At 52.6% G+C, this 18,925-nt stretch carries 12 protein-coding genes, 5 tRNA genes, 1 rRNA gene and 1 pseudogene (1 of these 19 only partly in view); 15 read left to right on the plus strand and 4 right to left on the minus strand.

What is annotated here, in order from left to right; genetic code table 11:
- The 7 genes from NST29_RS07640 to NST29_RS07670 all read left to right on the plus strand — a co-directional run.
- A 23S ribosomal RNA gene (locus tag NST29_RS07640) occupies positions 1-1,784 on the plus strand (it extends 1,146 nt beyond the left edge of the window).
- A gap of 174 nt (positions 1,785-1,958) precedes the next feature.
- Positions 1,959-2,030: transfer RNA gene (locus NST29_RS07645), tRNA-Gly, on the plus strand.
- 9 nt (positions 2,031-2,039) lie between these two features.
- Positions 2,040-2,113 (plus strand) — tRNA-Arg (locus NST29_RS07650).
- Positions 2,114-2,215: 102 nt separating this feature from the next.
- A tRNA-Gly gene (locus NST29_RS07655) sits at positions 2,216-2,286 on the plus strand.
- Positions 2,287-2,476: 190 nt separating this feature from the next.
- Positions 2,477-2,553 (plus strand) — tRNA-Arg (locus NST29_RS07660).
- Positions 2,554-3,274: 721 nt separating this feature from the next.
- On the plus strand, positions 3,275-3,574 hold the full coding sequence (locus NST29_RS07665; protein WP_033018634.1) for a contact-dependent growth inhibition system immunity protein: 300 nt from the start codon (positions 3,275-3,277) through the stop codon (positions 3,572-3,574).
- Positions 3,575-4,079: 505 nt separating this feature from the next.
- The gene (locus NST29_RS07670; protein ID WP_033018633.1) at positions 4,080-6,890 is read left to right on the plus strand and encodes a tetratricopeptide repeat protein; all 2,811 of its coding nucleotides are present in this window, start codon (positions 4,080-4,082) and stop codon (positions 6,888-6,890) included.
- Between the two features lie 368 nt (positions 6,891-7,258).
- On the opposite strand, the gene NST29_RS07675 is transcribed toward NST29_RS07670, so the two are convergent.
- Positions 7,259-8,500, minus strand: coding sequence for an aminopeptidase (locus tag NST29_RS07675; protein WP_033018632.1), 1,242 nt, complete (start codon positions 8,498-8,500; stop codon positions 7,259-7,261).
- A 287-nt stretch (positions 8,501-8,787) separates the two neighbouring features.
- Between NST29_RS07675 and NST29_RS07680 the strand changes: the two genes are divergently transcribed.
- Complete coding sequence (locus tag NST29_RS07680) at positions 8,788-10,224, plus strand: sodium/proline symporter (RefSeq protein WP_033018631.1); 1,437 nt, start codon at positions 8,788-8,790, stop codon at positions 10,222-10,224.
- A gap of 143 nt (positions 10,225-10,367) precedes the next feature.
- Here the strand turns inward: NST29_RS07680 and hpaB are convergent, their stop codons facing one another.
- Positions 10,368-11,813, minus strand: a complete 1,446-nt coding sequence (gene hpaB, locus NST29_RS07685) for a 4-hydroxyphenylacetate 3-monooxygenase, oxygenase component (protein WP_033018630.1) — start codon at positions 11,811-11,813, stop codon at positions 10,368-10,370.
- Between the two features lie 534 nt (positions 11,814-12,347).
- Here hpaB and NST29_RS07690 point away from each other — a divergent pair.
- The 3 genes and pseudogenes from NST29_RS07690 to NST29_RS07700 all read left to right on the plus strand — a co-directional run.
- Positions 12,348-12,632, plus strand: a complete 285-nt coding sequence (locus NST29_RS07690; RefSeq protein ID WP_033018629.1) for an autorepressor SdpR family transcription factor — start codon at positions 12,348-12,350, stop codon at positions 12,630-12,632.
- Between the two features lie 115 nt (positions 12,633-12,747).
- Positions 12,748-13,530, plus strand: coding sequence for a YhfC family intramembrane metalloprotease (locus NST29_RS07695; protein WP_081917006.1), 783 nt, complete (start codon positions 12,748-12,750; stop codon positions 13,528-13,530).
- 39 nt (positions 13,531-13,569) lie between these two features.
- A pseudogene (locus tag NST29_RS07700) lies at positions 13,570-13,671 on the plus strand (glyoxalase); the annotation flags it as partial.
- A gap of 50 nt (positions 13,672-13,721) precedes the next feature.
- On the opposite strand, the gene NST29_RS07705 reads toward NST29_RS07700, so the two are convergent.
- A complete protein-coding gene (locus NST29_RS07705) occupies positions 13,722-13,907 on the minus strand; it encodes a small acid-soluble spore protein H (RefSeq protein WP_031408827.1) in 186 nt (61 codons plus the stop codon).
- A gap of 207 nt (positions 13,908-14,114) precedes the next feature.
- On the opposite strand from NST29_RS07705, the gene bioF reads away from it, so the two are divergent.
- Positions 14,115-15,287 carry an 8-amino-7-oxononanoate synthase gene (bioF, locus tag NST29_RS07710; protein ID WP_033018627.1) on the plus strand — a complete coding sequence of 391 codons (1,173 nt, stop codon included), beginning with the start codon at positions 14,115-14,117 and terminating at the stop codon, positions 15,285-15,287.
- Between the two features lie 79 nt (positions 15,288-15,366).
- Here bioF and NST29_RS07715 read toward each other — a convergent pair.
- Positions 15,367-15,440: transfer RNA gene (locus tag NST29_RS07715), tRNA-Pro, on the minus strand.
- A 548-nt stretch (positions 15,441-15,988) separates the two neighbouring features.
- Here NST29_RS07715 and glsA point away from each other — a divergent pair.
- The 3 genes from glsA to NST29_RS07730 all read left to right on the plus strand — a co-directional run bounded on the left by glsA (position 15,989) and on the right by NST29_RS07730 (position 18,925).
- Positions 15,989-16,960 (plus strand): glutaminase A, encoded by a 972-nt coding sequence (glsA, locus tag NST29_RS07720; RefSeq protein WP_051985055.1) that lies wholly within the window; start codon positions 15,989-15,991, stop codon positions 16,958-16,960.
- Positions 16,929-17,333, plus strand: a complete 405-nt coding sequence (locus tag NST29_RS07725; RefSeq protein WP_033018624.1) for a hypothetical protein — start codon at positions 16,929-16,931, stop codon at positions 17,331-17,333. The genes glsA and NST29_RS07725 overlap by 32 nt, the downstream gene beginning before the upstream one ends.
- A gap of 170 nt (positions 17,334-17,503) precedes the next feature.
- Positions 17,504-18,925: a polymorphic toxin type 35 domain-containing protein gene (locus NST29_RS07730; RefSeq protein ID WP_339232889.1), complete on the plus strand. Its 1,422-nt coding sequence runs from the start codon at positions 17,504-17,506 to the stop codon at positions 18,923-18,925.

Raw genomic sequence — 18,925 nt, forward strand, 5'->3', positions numbered from 1 at the left:
GCTCACTGGTCGAGTGACTCTGCGCCGAAAATGTACCGGGGCTAAACGTGCCGCCGAAGCTGCGGGATGACCGTTGGTCATCGGTAGGGGAGCGTTCTAAGGGCAGAGAAGCCAGACCGGAAGGACTGGTGGAGCGCTTAGAAGTGAGAATGCCGGTATGAGTAGCGAAAACAGAGGTGAGAATCCTCTGCGCCGAAAGCCTAAGGGTTCCTGAGGAAGGTTCGTCCGCTCAGGGTTAGTCGGGACCTAAGCCGAGGCCGAAAGGCGTAGGTGATGGGCAACAGGTGGAGATTCCTGTACCACCTCCTTCCCGTTGGAGCGATGGGGGGACGCAGGAGGATAGGGCGAGCAGGCGGCTGGAAGAGCCTGTCCAAGCAGTGAGGCTGGCCAGTAGGCAAATCCGCTGGCCGGAAGGCCAAGCTGTGATGGCGACGGAGTCATCCGGAAGTCCCCGATTTCACACTGCCAAGAAAAGCCTCTAGCGAGGGAAGAGGTGCCCGTACCGCAAACCGACACAGGTAGGCGAGGAGAGAATCCTAAGGCGCGCGGGAGAACTCTCGTTAAGGAACTCGGCAAAATGACCCCGTAACTTCGGGAGAAGGGGTGCTCTTTCGGGTGAAGAGCCTGGAAGAGCCGCAGTGAAAAGGCCCAAGCGACTGTTTATCAAAAACACAGGTCTCTGCGAAGCCGAAAGGCGACGTATAGGGGCTGACACCTGCCCGGTGCTGGAAGGTTAAGGGGAGCGCTGAGCGGAAGCGAAGGTGCGAACCGAAGCCCCAGTAAACGGCGGCCGTAACTATAACGGTCCTAAGGTAGCGAAATTCCTTGTCGGGTAAGTTCCGACCCGCACGAAAGGTGTAACGACTTGGGCGCTGTCTCAACGAGAGACCCGGTGAAATTATACTACCTGTGAAGATGCAGGTTCCCCGCGACAGGACGGAAAGACCCCGTGGAGCTTTACTGCAGCCTGATATGGAATTTTGGTATCGCTTGTACAGGATAGGTGGGAGCCTAAGAAGCCGGAGCGCCAGCTTCGGTGGAGGCGCCGGTGGGATACCACCCTAGCGGTATTGAAATTCTAACCCGCACCCCTTCAGCGGGGTGGGAGACAGTGTCAGGTGGGCAGTTTGACTGGGGCGGTCGCCTCCCAAAAGGTAACGGAGGCGCCCAAAGGTTCCCTCAGAATGGTTGGAAATCATTCGGAGAGTGCAAAGGCACAAGGGAGCTTGACTGCGAGACGGACAGGTCGAGCAGGGACGAAAGTCGGGCTTAGTGATCCGGTGGTTCCGCATGGAAGGGCCATCGCTCAACGGATAAAAGCTACCCCGGGGATAACAGGCTGATCTCCCCCAAGAGTCCACATCGACGGGGAGGTTTGGCACCTCGATGTCGGCTCATCGCATCCTGGGGCTGTAGTCGGTCCCAAGGGTTGGGCTGTTCGCCCATTAAAGCGGTACGCGAGCTGGGTTCAGAACGTCGTGAGACAGTTCGGTCCCTATCCGTCGCGGGCGTAGGAAATTTGCGAGGAGCTGTCCTTAGTACGAGAGGACCGGGATGGACGCACCGCTGGTGTACCAGTTGTCCCGCCAGGGGCACCGCTGGGTAGCTATGTGCGGACGGGATAAGCGCTGAAAGCATCTAAGCGTGAAGCCCCCCTCAAGATGAGATTTCCCATCGCGTTAGGCGAGTAAGATCCCTCGAAGATGACGAGGTCGATAGGTCCGAGGTGGAAGCGTGGCGACACGTGGAGCTGACGGATACTAATCGATCGAGGGCTTAACCTAGAAAAGTGGAGGACCCCGCCGATCGGCGAAACGCGCTGGAGGGTCTGCGAGGAGGCTATGCCGCCATAGCAGGACCGAAGCGTCGCGAGCCGATGGCGGCCGGAGCTAGACAGTACGAAGCGCGGCTTCTTCCGACGGTTATCTAGTTTTGAAGGAATGAATTTCTCTCATGATGCGGAAGTAGTTCAGTGGTAGAACACCACCTTGCCAAGGTGGGGGTCGCGGGTTCGAGTCCCGTCTTCCGCTCTCAATGATGCGCTCGTAGCTCAATTGGATAGAGCATCTGACTACGGATCAGAAGGTTAGGGGTTCGAATCCTCTCGAGCGCGTCCGATCAACTTTGTAAAAAGGTATTGACAAAATAACTGTTAATGATTATATTTTTATTGCAACCCTTCCTCTTGGTTGTGAGGACAAATTAATGAAATCATGCGGGTGTAGTTTAATGGTAAAACCTCAGCTTCCCAAGCTGAAGTCGTGGGTTCGATTCCCATCACCCGCTTTTCTTTATTTAAAGAAACGGTGAAGGATGTCAGGCCATCACTTGCATTGCATTCCCGCAGCTCAGCGAGATAGAGCAACGAGCGAGACATCCTCGAATGGGCTGCGAGTTGCCCCGACGCATCGTGCTTCTTTGTGTGAGCTGGTAGAGGAAGGGGCAGCGATGAAGATTAGAGTGTCATCTTGGTTATGTCCCAGTAGCTCAGTAGGATAGAGCAGCGGCCTTCTAAGCCGTCGGTCGGGAGTTCGAGTCTCTCCTGGGACGCCACTTACATACGATTGGTTCGGGTTAACAGTGCTGAAACCCTTGATATGACCGCAAATGCGGTCATTTTTCATTTTTTGGGAATCCCGAAAAAACGATAGAATCCGAAAAAATCTTGTACGGCTATTACGCTTTTTAGGCAGGGTGAAAAGGGTGCATACAGGAAAGCAAAAGAGGAAGTTAAACAAAGACAGGCTAAAATGCCGGAATTTATTAAAGAGACGGGGAGAATAAGGCAATATCTTCGTGAGCAAATTACTCCGCTTGATGAAAAAACAAAGGAGCATTTGCGTTGGCCTAGTGTATGCACATCAGATTTTGCACGACTTGGATGTTAAATTGAACGGGACGAAGACGTGCAAATTCAGGATGAGTTCATACTATCATGGTGGCGAGAATCGTCCAGAACTACGGAAATATATCAAACAAAAAACGGAAGAGAGCGCCCACTTTCTTGGAATGAACAAAAAAGCAAGAGGTGATACGGAATGAATATCGTTGCAATCAGAATATTTTTACGCTTGCAGCTCTCGCGACATTAATCAAAACAGCGCTAGAGATTGAGGAAATGGTCGCGAAGTGCAAGCGTAAGAAACAAAAAAGCGATAAGCTAACGAGGGGGGAAGGTTACCGCCAACCTCACCCTCTCAAGAATATTATATCCGTTCTTCCACACAAATTCCATATGAAATAGGTAAAAAAACGAAAGTAAGAGGTGTAAGAGATGGATATAAGAAAAGAGTTTGAGACCCTCCAGTATTTTTTCGATTCATATTATAATCAGACATTTTTCGATGCAAAATTAGAAGATAAATTTTTAGAATTTCTTAATGAAGAACCTAAATGGGTACCAAAAGCTCTAAAACAGGAAATTCAAAAGTTAGAACAAATATATAATAATAAAGATCTTGAGACATGGAAAAAAATAGAGGAACTAGTGCATGAAAATAGTATGCGATATTTTCCATACGAAGATGGTAAAGAGTTTATTGAAATAGCTAGTAAATTATTAAAGAATGTGTAATGTTACAGATTAGAATAATGTTAAGCCTACCCGCTTTGCGAAGCCTCCTTTTTATCCCTATCTCTTCAAGCGGTTTCTTCAGTTTCATAGGGATCAACATAGGTTAGGTGGAACGGAAAATTTCCATGGGCAGCGTGATCTGCCCTCCACCCGGGGATGAAAATCCGCGTCAGTTCAGCATTTTCACAGAAAATTCAACGGGCAGCGTTTTCCCTCCATCCAGGGCTGAACATCACGCGCCAGTGCGGCCTTTTCACGGAATACTGGAAAGAGAAAAGGCGGATCGCTCCGCCTTTTGGTACGGGATAGACGAACATGCCATTCATCCTTGAACTAATAATTTTGGGAGACAGGCAGTTTGATTTGGGCCTGAATTCAAATTTCTCGTTTACCGCAACCGCAGAAGCTTTTTGTCTTGCAAATGAAAACAAATTGAAACGTTCATGGTCGTGAAAGTTTGTTAAAATGTATAGGATAGAAATAAAATGACCAAACAAGCCATACAATGAACATGCATGGCAAATCAGTAAGTCGGGTGATGGACATGGAGTTTGAACAACGGCTTGTTCATAAAACGTTTTATGAAACGCTAATTGACGAAGGGGAGGGCGATGTGGTTGGCGCGCTCGGCGACGTTTTTTTCGCCGCGCACCGCGATGGCGCGGATCTATCGTCCATTCGCTTTGCCCAAGGGGAAGTCTATTTTCATCGCCGCGATTATGAGGCCGCCATTTTTAAGTGGGAAAACGTTCATAACGAGCTGCGCCCATGGGCGCAAAAGAACATGGCGGACAGCTACTATGAGCTCGGGCAGCTAAGAATGGCTGAGGAGCTGTACCGTTCGGTCGAGACGGAAAGTGAGACGCTTCAAGCGGAGCTCATTTTGTGTTTGTTTTCCCTCTATCGCGAGTTGGGGGAAACAGAAAAGGCAGATGAAATGGTCAAGCGCGGCGTGACGTTGTATCCGGATTATCCGAACATGACCGAATGGGCGCGCGCCTTTTTCGAGGAGCAAGGTGATTGGGAAAGCGCCATTGAGCTCGCTTTGGGGGAGGCGGTGCGGACTTCATCGCGGCGCTGGGCAGACATTTTGACCGGTTATGTGGAACAAGGACATGCGCGGACGATGGCGCCGGCGCGGTTTTCACGCTGCCTAGCGCTGTTGTATGAAACGGATCGCGTAAAGTTTGAGCGGCTTGTGCAGGCGCTATGGAACGGTTATCGAGATGGAGATCTCTATTTTTCGTGGCTCGCGGAGTGGAATCGCCTCGATGATGAGTTGGCGCTAGGTCGAGACTATGAGTGGAAGAGGATTCCTGCTCTTTTGGCCGAGGCGTACGAAGGGTTAATGAAAGGACCGTATCGATGGAAAGAGCTCGTGGAAGTGATCCCGCCGCTGTTAAAAAGCTGGGTGAATATGGCGGAAGGTTCCGCGGCGGCGGTGGCTGCGGCTGCCTTGTTGGCGTGGAGCGAGAAAGTTCCCGAGGCGTTTGCCGAAGACATCATTCGTGATGCGGCCAAGCGGCTTATGGGAACAAGAGGAAAAACACGGGAAGCAGCGCTAGCCCTGTTTGAAGAAATGGCCGAATGGGCAGAAGCGCAGCGGGCGGGGGCTCATTTCCGATTTCGCTGGCTCATGCGGCGCCTAGCGGATGCGCAAGGACATTGCGTGTTGATTGCCGGGGCGTCGCGCCATGAGCGGTTGGCGTTTTTGCGGACGCTGGTTGGTGAGGCGGCGCTGGCGGCGCCATCTGCCCCGGTGCTCGTGTGGAAACACGGGGAAGAAGCCGAAATAGTGAAAATCAGCGATGAACAGTTTACGGTTTTCTCAAACATTGAAGAGTTTCAACAAGCATCAGGAGGTCGCGGAAGCCGGTTCCCCGATGATGCGGTCATTGAATGCACAGCTCCGTTTTCCCTTTTGCCGCAGGGAGTTTCCTTGCTCGATATCGGTCCGCTTGGCGGGCGCGCTTCCTTCGACCATGAGGCGCTGATCTCTATTGCGCTTGCCGATAGCGTTCTTTTTCTTCTAAACGGAGACGATCCGTTTTCCAGTGTTGATGAGCAGCTGGTATTCCAGCTGCGCGAACGGATTCCGCAGGCGCCGATTCACTTTTTGCTTCCTCCAGGAGACGGGATGGTCGATGAGCAGGAGACAATGAGTATTGTTCGGGAAATAGAGGCGCATATCCGCACGGTTGTTCCGGAAGCCAATGTCATCGTTTATTCGCCGCATGCCCCAAGCCGCAGCCAGCAGCAAACGCTCGTTGACTGGCTCGGCGAATTGGGCCGTCATCGGTCGATAGAGCGTCGGGAAACGGCGCTATTAGCGACGATCCGCCAGTTCATTGCTCATTTGTTCCGGCAGCGAGCGGAGGCGGAAAGCCGGTTGGCCGAGTCGATTGTCTGGAAAAAAGAGATGGCGGCCAAGCTGAACGGGGCGATTCATCAGCTCGGTGATCAGCAAGAAGAAAAGACGGCGAGGATCGTCAAATCGTTCCGCGCGGTGTTGGAAGAGACGCGGACGGCTTTGGCAACGGCGATTCCCGACATGTTGCGCCAAGCGGCTGACTTCGTGGACGACGACAGCGATTTTGCCCGTCTTCACCTTGAGTTGAATGAGCGGGTGAACGAGCGGATTCGCGCCTATATCGACGGCGAGGTGCTGCCGCGGTTGCATTGTGCTCTAAACGAGTGGATTGCTGGAGCCGAGGAAGAATTCAATGAATGCCAAGCGTTTTTATATGAAATGGCCGAAGGATTGAATGCCATGTTTGGCGAGGAACGGCTGAAGCTTGAATGCGATTTTCGCCTTCTCGCCGATTGGCGGCGCGATACGGATCGGTTGATCAACGGAGTACAAATAGATAAGGTGAACGTGTTTTTGCGGAGAACGCCAAGTCAGCTGCTGTTGAAAGGGGCGGGCAAACTGCTCGGTGCGTTTCCGCAAAATAAGGCGATGCTCGCGCAAAGGTATCGACAGTGGATGCAAACGCAAGATTATAGCGATGTGGCGGAAACGGTCGCCCAGCAGTTGCTGATGCCGTTTGCATGGTTTGCCAAATCGCTTGAGCGCGATATGGCTCGGTTTTTCCAAGCGCCATCCGCCGTTTTAAATGAAACGTTGGAACGGTTGGAGCTCGAAACGGTCGCCCAAGAAAGAGAATTAAAACAGATGCGCACCCATCCGGAGGCGTACCGCGACCCGCTCGTTCTCTTTAGCATTCGTTTGCGGCAATGCGAGCAACTGGCGCAGGCGGCATCGGCCGCTGTGCATTTGCGGCAAGATATAAACAACCCTATCGGTTCGCTTTGATCGTTGCATGTGAATCCGTGCTGGAATCGAATCAGGCTGCACCAACGGTCGGGTCTGCCCGCCTGTTGGACGCAGCCTGATGGCTTAGGAGGCCGGTGATTTCATCATGGGTACGGCTTGACGATGTTATTTCTCAATGAGAAATACTTTATTGCATCGATCGTGCTTTTCGTTCCCATTAATGAAGGGAATCAACCGTTTTTCACCAGCCTTTTAGAAGGCGGTGATTTAATCCTAGATACGGCTTTGCAATGGCATTTCTCAACTAGAAAAAACCTGATGCATCGGTCCTGCTTTTCACACGCTCTCCCATTAATGAGGGGAATCAACCGTTTTTCACCGGCCTTTTCGAGTGAAGGGAAACCAGCTTACGACAATTCGAACGCCCAGTTGCCGCGGCGGAAAATCGGTTCGCGCTTGCCGTCTTTCGTGACGCCGTCGATGTTCAGTTCGGCCGAGCCGATCATAAAGTCGACGTGGACGAGGCTGTCGTTGACGCCGCGGCGGTCAAGCTCTTCTTTGGACAGCGCCGCGCCGTTTTCGATGTTCGTCGGGTACGCTTTGCCAAGCGCAAAATGGCAAGCGGCGTTTTCGTCAAACAGCGTGTTGTAAAAAATGAGATTGGACAGCGATACGGGCGACTGATGCGGCACGAGGGCGACTTCGCCGAGGCGGCGCGCCCCGTCATCGGTGTCAAGCAAATGCTTGAGCGTCTCATATCCTTCTTCGGCGCTGAAGTCGACGACTTGACCGTCTTTAAAGGTCAGCGTAAACCCATCGATGACGTTGCCGTTGTAATTGAGCGGCTTCGTGTTGCGGACGGTGCCGTTGACGCCGTCTTTATGCGGCATCGTAAACACTTCCTCGGTCGGCATGTTCGGGTTGAAGCGCACTCCGGTTTGGCTGGTCGCGGCGCCGCCGTGCCAAACGTGTCCGTCGACGAGCTCGACCGTGATGTTGGTGCCCGGCGCTTCGTAAACGAGCTGTTTGTATTGCTTGTTGTTTAAGTAAGCGACGATGCGGGCGAGCCGATCGTTATGTTCGCGCCAAGCCGCGATCGGGTCCTCCTGGTCGACGCGGACGATGCGGAAAATCGCTTCCCATAATTTGTCGATGGCTTCTTCATCACGCAGATCGCCAAATACTTTTCGCGCCCATGCGGCCGTCGGGACGGACAGGAGCGACCAACAGTTCCGGTCGGCCATGATGGCGCTCCGGTAGTTGGCGAGCGCTTGGGCCGCTGTTTTATTGGCGGTCGCGATCCGCTTCGGATCGACGTCTTTCAATAAGTCCGGGTTCGGGGCGTAAATCGACAAAAAGGCCGCTCCTTGTTCGACGAGCTCTTCCATCGCTTTGGCCCGCCACATCGGATATTCGGAAAACGCTTCCTCAGGGGCGTGATGAAATTTGATGTATGTAAGCGCCTCATCGTTCCACTCGACATACACGTGTTTCGCCCCGGTTTCGTACGCCGTTTTGGCGATTTTGCGGACGAGCGGCGCCGCCTCGAGCGGGGCGTTGACGAACAGCGTCTGCCCAGGCTGAATGTTGACGCCGACTTTCACGGCCAATTCAGCGTATTTGTTTAGCTCGTTTTCCCAGCGATCCATATCGTTCACTCCTTTTTTTGGTGTCAAGTCCACTTTATTACATAACGTTGTTTTTTGCAACTTTTTGAACAGCGAGAGGGAAAGGTGACAACGAGTGGAGCAAGAATTTCAGCATAAACCGCTTCTCATCATCATAATGATAGTAATGAACCAAATAATTCAGAAGCTGCACTTTTCTTGGCTGTACCGGCATTGTCGTCTTCGTTCGATGGCAATGCCGGTTTTTTACGGGGGAAACGGCGGGCGGCGGTGTCGTGAGATGAACAAGATCACGAGGGGGAGAAACGATGAATGGCGTCATCTTAGCGGAGCTCGTGCTGTATTGTCTTGTGATGGCGGCGCTTGGTTATTGGTATGGAAAAAAAGAGATGAGCCATAGCGATTTCTTGCTTGGCGGAAAAAAGCTTCCGGGTTGGGCGCTCGCTTTTTCTGAGCGGGCGACAGGAGAATCGGCGTGGCTGTTGCTTGGCTACACGGGGTTTGTGTTTGCGAGCGGTCTTTCTGCGATTTGGGTGGCGGTGGGCATTATCATTGGCATCGTCTGCGCTTGGCTTTTTTTGGCCGACCGGTTTCGTCAAGAGGCGGAGCGGTACGGTGCGCTGACGTTGCCCGGCTATTTGGCGAAACGGTTCGGCGCGCACGGGCAAACGATTTTATGGCTTGCGACCGTCCTTATTTTTAGCTTTATGATGTTTTATTTTAGCGCGCAAATTGCCGGAGCGGGCAAGACACTGTTTGCCGTGTTTCATATCGATCCGCAGCTTGGCATGGTCATCAGTGTGGCGATTGTCATTATCTTGTCATACACCGGTGGGTTCGTCAGTGTCGTTTGGACGGATATGATTCAAAGTATGCTCATGCTGGCGACGCTCGTGATTTTACCCATTGTGGCGTTCGTGGAAATTTATAGTGGTGGCTTGTCGATCAGTGAAGCGCTTCATCACGCGAAGCCGGGCCTTGATTCATGGACGGGGGGAGTGACCGGTGTTGCGCTTGGGCTATTGTTGTTTAACAATTTTGCTTGGTTTTTCGGCTATCTGGGTGGACAGCCGCAGCTGAGCGTCCGCTTCATGGCGTTGAAAGACGCCCGCGAGGCGAAAACGGCCAAAACGGTGGCGATCATTTGGACGCTGCTGGCCTATGGCGGCGCGTTTTGCATCGGTCTTGCGGCGATTGCCCTTTATCAGGGCCATTCCTTTCCCGACGTGGAAACGGTATTGCCGCATATGGCGCTCGATTTGTTGCCGCCGTGGCTCGCGGGGGTATTGCTGTCGGGCATTTTGGCCGCCATCGTGACAACGGCCGATTCGCAGCTGCTGGTGATCACGAGCGCCATTAGCGAAGACATTGCCCGGCGTTCTTTGCGCCTTCGTCTGTCGGAAAAGCAGCTTGTCGCGCTTTCCCGCGCGGTGGTGGTCATCGCTGGACTGCTCGGTTTGGTGCTGGCGATAACATCCGAGTCGCTTGTGTATTTCATTGTCAGTTGGGCATGGGCTGGAATCGGCTGCACGTTGTCACCGGCGATTTTGCTCTCTTTCTTCTGGAAGCGGTATTCCGGTATCGGCGTCATCGCCACGATTCTGGCTGGGTTTTTCAGCACGGTTATCTGGATTTCCTCGCCGCTTGAGGCCATCATCAGTTCACGATTTACGACGTTTGCCATTGCGCTGGCGGCCGGGGTGCTGTTCAGCTTGTTGTTTCCCGACCGTCAGCGGACGATGTGATCGATCACGTGTCCATTCGCATGAGGGTGTCCCGAAAGAGGCGGGACACCTTTTTTCTGGACGGAACGCTTGATGATCTCCCGCCTCTTTGAAGAAAAGGCGGGCGTTTCGGCCAGCCCGGTGCGGTGGTTGTTGCCGTTTTGTCAACGTTGTTCGCTGTCTAAAAACCGTCGCACCATTTGGGCGCATGCTTCCCGGTCGCAGCGATGGTAAAAAGTTGTTGCAAACCGGGCTGGATCGCCGAAGAAAAACCGTTCGTACAGCGTCTGCCGCGTCCCGAAGGCGCTCATCGCCAGATCCCAGGCGAAGCGGAACAGCTGCACCCGCTGTTCGGCTGGAAGCGTCGCTGCCTGCAAATACCGGTCCAAATCCGGGCGGAGCGGGGAAGAAAAGTCTGCTTCCGTCGGCAGGCAGACAAGCCCGCTGGCGCCAAGCAGCTGAACGATGTCGGCAAAGCGCGGGTACAAGCGCGGATACAAAAAGGCGGCAGCGTAAAGCGGGGCAGGATCGGGCACCATGGTGCCGCGCCGGTCCGGTTTCGCGTGGAGCTCGGCGGCGAGAAGCATCCCCCGCAGCGCTTCAAGGGCGGCGGCGATTTCCCCGATTTTTTCTTGCACATGCTGGTATCCGCCAATTTGGATGGATTCGCTGAGCAGCTCCACCGTTCCAAGGAAAAATTCAGTTTTTACGATGCGCCGCGCCAGCACTTGGTGCAGCAGCATAATGGCCAAATGGGTTTCTTCATCCAGCTCTTTGGCCATCCATGCGTTTTTGTAGAAAAAGATCCGATCCCACGGAACGAGCACATCATCAAATACGACAACGGCGTCGATTTCATCAAAGTGCGCGCTGAGCGGGGCGTCAAACGAAGAGGCGCCAGCGGCAAAAGAAGGGCGGCAGATGAACTTCAACCCCGGCGTGTTGCTCGGAATCGAAAACGCGTACATGTATTCATCGCCAAGAAGCGTCCCGCCGGCCGGCAAAACGAGAAGTTCGTCCGTCATGCCGCCTTGAGTGGCGAGCAGGCGCGCGCCTTTGATGACAAGTCCGTCTGTCGTTTCGCGGATCACTTTGGCGGCGATCGGCTCGCCGTCTTCTTCCATATAGCCGAGGGAACGGTTCACTTGCGGGTTGACAAACGTATGGGTGAATGACAAGTCGTTGTTGATCGCCCGCTCATAGAGGCGTTCAATATGTTCGGCGTAGGACGGGTGTTGCTGCCCGAAAAAATCGGCCGCGGAAGCGAGCGCCATCACAGCGGTGTTCATGTAGTCGGGAGATCGCCCCATCATCCCCGCTGTCAAGCGCGCCCATTCTTGGAACGCCAAGCGCCGGTGTTCGAGATCGTCTTTTGTCGTCGGCCGCAAAAACGCCGCGCCGGCCAGCTCCCCCGTCGATGTGCGGAACGTCAGCACCGGCTGTTTGTTTGGATCGTGCTGGGCGTCATATAAGCGCGCTTGGCTTCGCATCACGCCGGCAAAAGCCGGGTGTTCCGACAGCTTTCCCTCGACCTGAGCGCCGTTGATCCATACATTCGACCGAAGATTATCAATGCGCTCGATATATTGGGTTCCGTTACTAATGGCCATAGTCTCCATCTCCTTTTTCCGTAAAGACCGTTTATGGCCATTGTATGCGCGCCCAGAAAAAAGGGGGACCATGGTGGAGAATTTGCGGCAATGAACAGGCGAACTGATGGTGAAAAAAGCGAGCGCTTGCTCGCCGCTTGGCCGGCAAGGTTTTAACGAAAGTCAGTGGGAAGACAACAAATAATGACTGCTTCCTGCCGTTTCTTCTCGTCTTCGCATTTTAAAGAAAGTCAGTGGGCTAAACCCCACGTTACCATCGATTCGGGGGCGCCTAGCTGCGCGCCCACCTTTCCACTGATATCTACGGGGAAAACGGGAAAAGGCATTGACAGTCGAATGACAATGGAATATTCTTTGATTAATAGAAAATTGTTTATCGGATACTTAGATGTTTTCCTAACTATCTAACTATATACGTATGCATGTATGAAAACTTGTTCACATTGGCCCATACGAGGCAACGCCGACGCTCTTCCGGTGTCTTCCTAACTCCGTAAGACGCATCGAAACATCGTTCACAAGGTGGGATGACCATTGTCGTTCAACGAAGCGTTTAAAGCGATTGCTGATCCGACGCGCCGGAAGATTTTAACGTTGCTGCGGGCAGGAGAGCTGACGGCAGGAGAAATCGCTTCGCATTTTGCTATGCAAAAGCCAAGCGTATCGCATCATTTGAAAATTCTCAAGCAGGCTGATTTGGTGCAAGACCGGCGCGAGGGACAGCATATCTACTACTCTCTGAACACGACGGTGTTTCAAGATTTGCTTCGCTGGTTTTACGATTTTGTCGAAAAGGGGGAGGGACATGATGAACGTTAGTCGGCTGACGATCGTGTCATCGTTGTCGGCAATTTGTATCTCATCATTCGATCGTTTCTTTATGAGCAGCAAGAACAACGTAATCGTTCATAAATAAGCGGGAGGGGGAGAGGTCATAGGAATGATCGGTGTGGCGGTGCAGCTCGCCATTTCACTGTTGGTTCCAGTTGGTCTCATATGGTACGGAAGAAAAAAAGGATGGCTTTCGTGGAAAGCGCTCGGCATCGGTGCGCTGATGTTTCTTATGTTTTCACAAGTGTTGGAAAAAGCGCTTCACATCGCTGTCCTTGAACCGGGACGGCCGGCGCTGAAAGGGACAGACAACGTTTGGCTCTTTGTGTTGTACGCCGCGCTGGCTGCCGGCGTGTTTGAGGAAATCGGCCGTTATGTCGGGTTTCGCTGGCTGTTGAAACAAAACCGGACGTATGGCGACGGCCTGTCATTCGGGCTTGGGCACGGCGGGGTGGAAGCAGTGCTGCTTGGCGTGTTTGGCGCTGTGAACACGATTGTGCTTCTGATTTTAATCCGAACAGGCGTCTTCGACAAAACGATTGCCCCATCGCTTTCCATCGGGCAGGCGGAGCTGATCAAGGAACAAGTGCTGCACACGCCGTTGGCGATGTATGTGGTTGGTGGCATAGAACGATTGTTTGCTTTGGCGGTGCATGTGGCGCTGTCGCTCCTCGTTTTGCTTGGCGTTCGCCAGCGCCGGTTCCGCTATGTCCTGTACGCGATTTTGCTTCATGTGGCGATGGACGTCTTACCGGCGCTTTATCAAGCGAAAGCCGTCACCAACATTTGGATGATCGAAGGCGGGCTGCTCATTTGGGCGGTTGCGGCGGTTTCGTTCATCCGCCGGATCAAACCGGCGTTCGCACAGGGGGGAGAGGAACGATGATTCGTATCAAACAAACAGCTTGATCATGTGCAAATTTGCATGCCATTTGGCGCTGAGGATGAGGCGCGGGCGTTTTATACGGATGTGCTCGGTTTTCAGGAAATCGAAAAACCTGAGTCTCTGCAGGCAAACGGCGGACTTTCGATTAACAAACACGCGGGAGAAAGGACGATCCCTTTCTCCCGCGTTTTTTATGACGAATGCTCCTCTAAGCTGGCGACCGGTACGCTTTGTTTTTGATTCGGATTGTCAAGCGGATGGATTGTTGCCATTCCTTTTTGCTGGTCGACATGCTCAATGTAAATGCGCTGGCCGTTGTATGTGACGTTCGCCATCACCGGTGATGAGGCGATCTCTTGCGCCCGACGGACATCCATTTCTAATACCTCCTTTTTTGCCGATAACACGTATAGTATGACATGTCTGCGGTTGGACTATGCATGGAGTCGAGGGTGGAAATCAATAATTAACAGAACTATGTGCTAAATAATCAACAAGCGAAACTGACCATCTTTTCCTAGCCGATTCGCGGTTTTTAATGTAAACTATTTTTTATAAAAAGTTTACATATAAGGGGGATAGGGATGAAAACCGAACTAATCGCCAAACTGCACGAATGGGAACAAAAAGCGCAAAAGCGCCAGCTGCGCCGAGCACAAACCTCAGGCGCTTCGGTCATCCTGAACGGAAAGCCAATGTTAAATTTAGCGTCCAATAATTATTTAGGGTTGGCGGATGACCAGCGGCTCATTGAAGCGGGCTGCGAGGCGATGCAAAGATACGGGGCTGGGGCAGGGGCATCGCGGCTCGTCGTCGGCAACCATCCGCTCTATGAGCGGGCCGAAGCCGCGTTGAAACAGTGGAAACAAGCGGAGGCTGCGCTCATTTTCAACAGCGGTTATACCGCGAATATCGGTGTGCTGACGGCGCTCATTCGCCGCGATGATCTCGTCTTTAGCGACGAGTGGAACCATGCAAGCTTAATTGACGGGATTCGCCTGAGCAAAGCCACCTGTTTCCGCTATCGACATAATGACGTCAATCAGTTGGAAGCATTATTAAGGCAATCTCCGCCGGGCAAACGAAAATGGATCGTCACCGATGCTGTTTTTAGCATGGACGGCGATCTGGCGCCATTATCGGAGCTTGTCGAGTTGAAACGGCGCTACCGCGCGATATTGATTGTCGATGAAGCGCACAGCGGCGGGGTGTTTGGGCCGAACGGCGAAGGGCTGCTTTGTCATTTCGGGCTCGAGAAAGAAGAAGATGTGATCGCCATCGGCACTTTCAGCAAAGCGCTCGGCAGCTTCGGAGCGTATGTCACCGGCGAGCCGTGGCTGATCGACTACTTGATAAACAGCGCTCGCAGCTTCATTTTTACGACCGCCTTGCCGCCTGCTGTCCTTGCTGCCAATGAAGCGGCCATTCGTATCGTCCAATCCGAGCCGGAGCGGCGCGAGCGGCTGCACGCCTTCAGTGAACGGTTCCGCACGAAACTGACACAGCTCGGCTTTGACACCGGCGGCAGCGAGACGCCGATCGTTCCCGTGATCGTCGGTCCGAACGACCAAGCTGTGGCGATGAGCGAGTCGCTGCAGGAAGCGGGCCTTGCCGCCATCGCCATCCGGCCGCCGACCGTCCCTGAGGGAACGGCGCGCATTCGCTTTTCTATCACCGCCGCCATGACGGCAGAAGATGTTGATGTGGCTGTTGACCGTATCGCTTGGGCAGGAAGGCAGATCGGGTTGATTTCATAGGGAAAAACGGCGTTACGAGAAGGAAATGGGTGAGAGAACAAAAAAACCAGCCGGATGTTTTTCGGCTGGTTTCCTTCGATCGGGATGACAGGATTTGAACCTGCGACCCCACGCACCCCATGCGTGTGCTCTACCAAGCTGAGCTACATCCCGAAGAGGTTGGTCAGACATACTTCATTATACAAGAAAAACAGGATAAGATCAATGGCTAATTTTTCATGAAGGCAGAAAAAGATGCCATTGAAAGTTGGCATGGACTTTTTCCTTTGATCATGGAAACAAGATTGTCGCAAACGATTTGATGTTCCCATGACGGGGACGGGGACATGTTGATGGCTTCTTGCATGCTCCTCACCTCTTTTTTATTATACTTGAAACCGTTCTCCTTTGCCTACAACGAGGTTGTTGGAGAAAGACGATGGATGTCTATGTGCTCGAAGAAAGGAGATTCCGCCATCAAGGGATGTATGTTCGCGATGAGACGATTCCTGTCCCCCCCCCTTTCCCGGATTTGCGATCGATTTGAGAAACATATTTGCGGAGGGGAACAAGAAAAACGGCTGTTGTTCAAACAGCGGAGGCAACTTGAGGGGAGCAGGGCCGTTATTTGCCGGCGGTCCGCTTGGCGAGGGCAAAGCGCTCCCGTTAGTGAACCGTTTGGGCATAGAAACGGAAAAAATAGGCGATACTAACGATCGGTGATGCTTGTGTACAATCAAGAAGAACTGGCCCGCTTTGTCGAAGAAGCGAAGCCGTACGCCTGCTATGGCAAAGTGGCCGATTATATTCCCGCTCTAGCCAAAGCGAATCCGAATGAACTGTCAGTCGCCGTTTACACCCCGGACGGCGAAGTAGTAAGCGCCGGCGATGTGACGGTGAAAGTAACGCTGCAAAGCATTTCCAAAATTCTTGCCCTCGCCCTTGTGTTGATGGATCACGGAGAAGATGAAGTGTTCCGCAAAGTTGGCATGGAGCCGACGGATTATCCGTTTCATTCCATTGCCAAGTTAGAGGAAAAACCGGCCAAGCCGCTGAATCCGATGATTAACGCCGGCGCGCTTGTCGTCACGTCGATGATTGAAGGCGGCTCGGTGCCCGAACGGCTGAACCGGTTGTTGGCGTTTGTCCGCCGTCTTGCTGGCAACGAACACATCTCGTACTCCGACGAAGTGGCCCGCTCCGAATTTGCAACCGCGTTTTTAAACCGGTCGCTTTGCTATTTTTTGAAGCAACACGGCATTATTGATGAAGACGTTGAAGAGTTGATCGACTTGTACACGAAGCAGTGCGCCATCGAAATGACGTGCGTTGACTTGGCGCGCATCGGCTTGGTGTTCGCGCTTGACGGGCGCGATCCGCATTCGGGCAAGCCGCTCATGCCGCTCGATGTCGCCCGCATTTGTAAAACGTTCATGGTCACGTGCGGCATGTACAATGCGTCGGGTGAATTTGCCATCAAGGTCGGCATTCCGGCGAAAAGCGGCGTCTCGGGCGGCATTCTCGCCGCCGTGCCCGGGCGGTGCGGCATCGGCATTTTCGGCCCGGCGCTTGACGACAAAGGGAACAGTCTAGCCGGGGTGAAACTGCTCGAGCGGCTGTCCAAAACGTATTCATTAAGCATTTTTGGAGGAGGGAATGACGTTGAAAACGTTTACGGTCCAGTTTCACCGTGAAGATGATGTGGAAGCGATGAACGTCGGCAAGTTGAGCCAAGAGGATTTTGACAAGGCGACCGAAGGCGGAACGCGGCATTTGTTTGATCTTGACACGAACATCGGCTATTTTGTCTTTTTCGATGCCGAGGATCGCGAAGGTAACGTGTCGTATTTAATGCTTCAATACGAAGAAGATAGCGAAGACCCAAGCGCGTGCTACAGCTTTGAGCTGAAAGACTTTTATGAGTTTATGGCGCTCTACTTAAACGACCTCGAATTCGCGGAAGAAGAGGAAATGACGGAAGACGGCGAAGAGGAATACGGTCCGATTCACCATTTGGCGCATTTGCTGTATCATGTCGTTGAGGAAGGAAAGGTGGTCGAGGTATAAAAACCGGGCGCGCGCCGCTCGTTTCGGGGAAAGGCCGGACAGGGGTCACCGGTTACGGGAAGTGATAGAGGGGGCGTTTCAGCCCATACCCGTCAAGGTTACCGGTAGAAAAACTTTAAGACGAGACTCGTGTGATAGGCTTGGATCGTGAACCAAAGCAACGGACGTTGATGCCGGCCAAAGAAGTAAAGAAAGATGTCGTGCACATCAGCCGCGAAGCGAGAGAAGCGTTTCATCACGCGGAAAAGAAAGCAGAACAAGTGGTCAAACATGCGACGCACAATGTGAAAAAAGCCGAGAAGGCCGTGCATCAGGCGGTGCATCAAGTTGAAAAGACAGTCGAACACGCGGCCAAAGAAGTAAAGAGAGATGTGGTGCACATCAGCCAAAAAGCGAAAGAAGCGTTTCATCACGCGGAAAAGAAAGCGGAACAAGTGGTCAAACATGCAACGCACAATGTGAAAAAAGCCGAGAAGACCGTGCATCAAGCGGTGCATCAGATTGAAAAGAGAGTTGAACACGCAGCCAAAGAAGTAGCGAAAGACGCGGGGCATATCGGCCATAAGGCCAAGGAAGTATTTCAGCATGCAGAAAAGAAAGCGGAACAAGCTGTACAGCATGTGGCCCACGATGTAAAAAAGGCCGAGAAGGCGATTCATCGAGCGGCTCACCACATAGAGCACAAACTCGGACACGAAATCAAAGCTTTAGCGAAAACCGCTGATCGCGGCGCACACAAAATAGAACAGAAAGCAGAGCATATCGCGAAACAAACCGTTCATGATATAATACATGCAGGAGAAAAAGTCGAACAAACGGCTCGGCAAGTAGCGAAGAATGCAGAAAAATCATGGCATGGATTGACCAAACACCCCATTGAAAGCACAGTGGAGTTTGTGAGAGGAGCGGGAGAGGCGGCTTTACAGGACGTGACATACAATCTGGCACACCGTCCTTATCACAGTCCGCATCCCGTCGCCTACGAATGGGGACAAATGACAGGACACGCGGTATCGACTGTAGCCGGAGTAGTCGAAACAGCCGGGTCCATCCCTTTAGCCGCAGCCGGGATCGCCCTTAGCGGCACGGGAGTAGGAGCGGCGATCGGAGCTCCAGCCACTGCCATCGCTGTTGCCGGAGCCGCTCATGGAGCCACTTTAGCGACAACAGGAAGCTCCCACTTCGTCCAACACGCGAACGAACTGTACCAGCGAATGAGCCGGGGCGAACGGGTCTCGGAGAAAGCGGTTAAGGGGACGGACGAAGCTGAGAGGCTTGCTAAGGGTACGGGTAAAGTTAAGCTATTGCCTTCTTCTAAAGTACACGATGCAATAGAGAAACTTAACAGTAATCAGATAAAGCATATTATAAATGGAAGTAAAAAATCTAATCATCAATGGGAAAAACTTGTACCTGATAAGAATTGGGGGAAAATAAAAGAAATTATCATCGATGTAATGCATAATGGTGCAGACATACCTTATAAATCTGTTTCTTCTAGAGTTAAAATGGTTAATGAACAATTGGTGCAGGTGACATACAAAAAACTACCTGATGGAACAATAAGAATATCTGATGCGTGGGTGAAATAA

Source organism: Geobacillus sp. FSL W8-0026 (assembly GCF_037966255.1).
GTDB lineage: Bacteria > Bacillota > Bacilli > Bacillales > Anoxybacillaceae > Geobacillus > Geobacillus icigianus.

Excerpts from the sequence above, each read along its gene's own strand:
- NST29_RS07665 (WP_033018634.1), top strand. The coding sequence starts at position 3,275 with ATGGATATAAGAAAAGAGTTTGAGACCCTCCAGTATTTTTTCGATTCA.
- NST29_RS07670 (WP_033018633.1), top strand. The coding sequence starts at position 4,080 with ATGAACATGCATGGCAAATCAGTAAGTCGGGTGATGGACATGGAGTTT.
- NST29_RS07675 (WP_033018632.1), bottom strand. The coding sequence starts at position 8,500 with ATGGATCGCTGGGAAAACGAGCTAAACAAATACGCTGAATTGGCCGTG.
- NST29_RS07680 (WP_033018631.1), top strand. The coding sequence starts at position 8,788 with ATGAATGGCGTCATCTTAGCGGAGCTCGTGCTGTATTGTCTTGTGATG.
- hpaB (WP_033018630.1), bottom strand. The coding sequence starts at position 11,813 with ATGGCCATTAGTAACGGAACCCAATATATCGAGCGCATTGATAATCTT.
- NST29_RS07705 (WP_031408827.1), bottom strand. The coding sequence starts at position 13,907 with ATGGATGTCCGTCGGGCGCAAGAGATCGCCTCATCACCGGTGATGGCG.
- bioF (WP_033018627.1), top strand. The coding sequence starts at position 14,115 with ATGAAAACCGAACTAATCGCCAAACTGCACGAATGGGAACAAAAAGCG.
- glsA (WP_051985055.1), top strand. The coding sequence starts at position 15,989 with ATGCTTGTGTACAATCAAGAAGAACTGGCCCGCTTTGTCGAAGAAGCG.
- NST29_RS07730 (WP_339232889.1), top strand. The coding sequence starts at position 17,504 with ATGCCGGCCAAAGAAGTAAAGAAAGATGTCGTGCACATCAGCCGCGAA.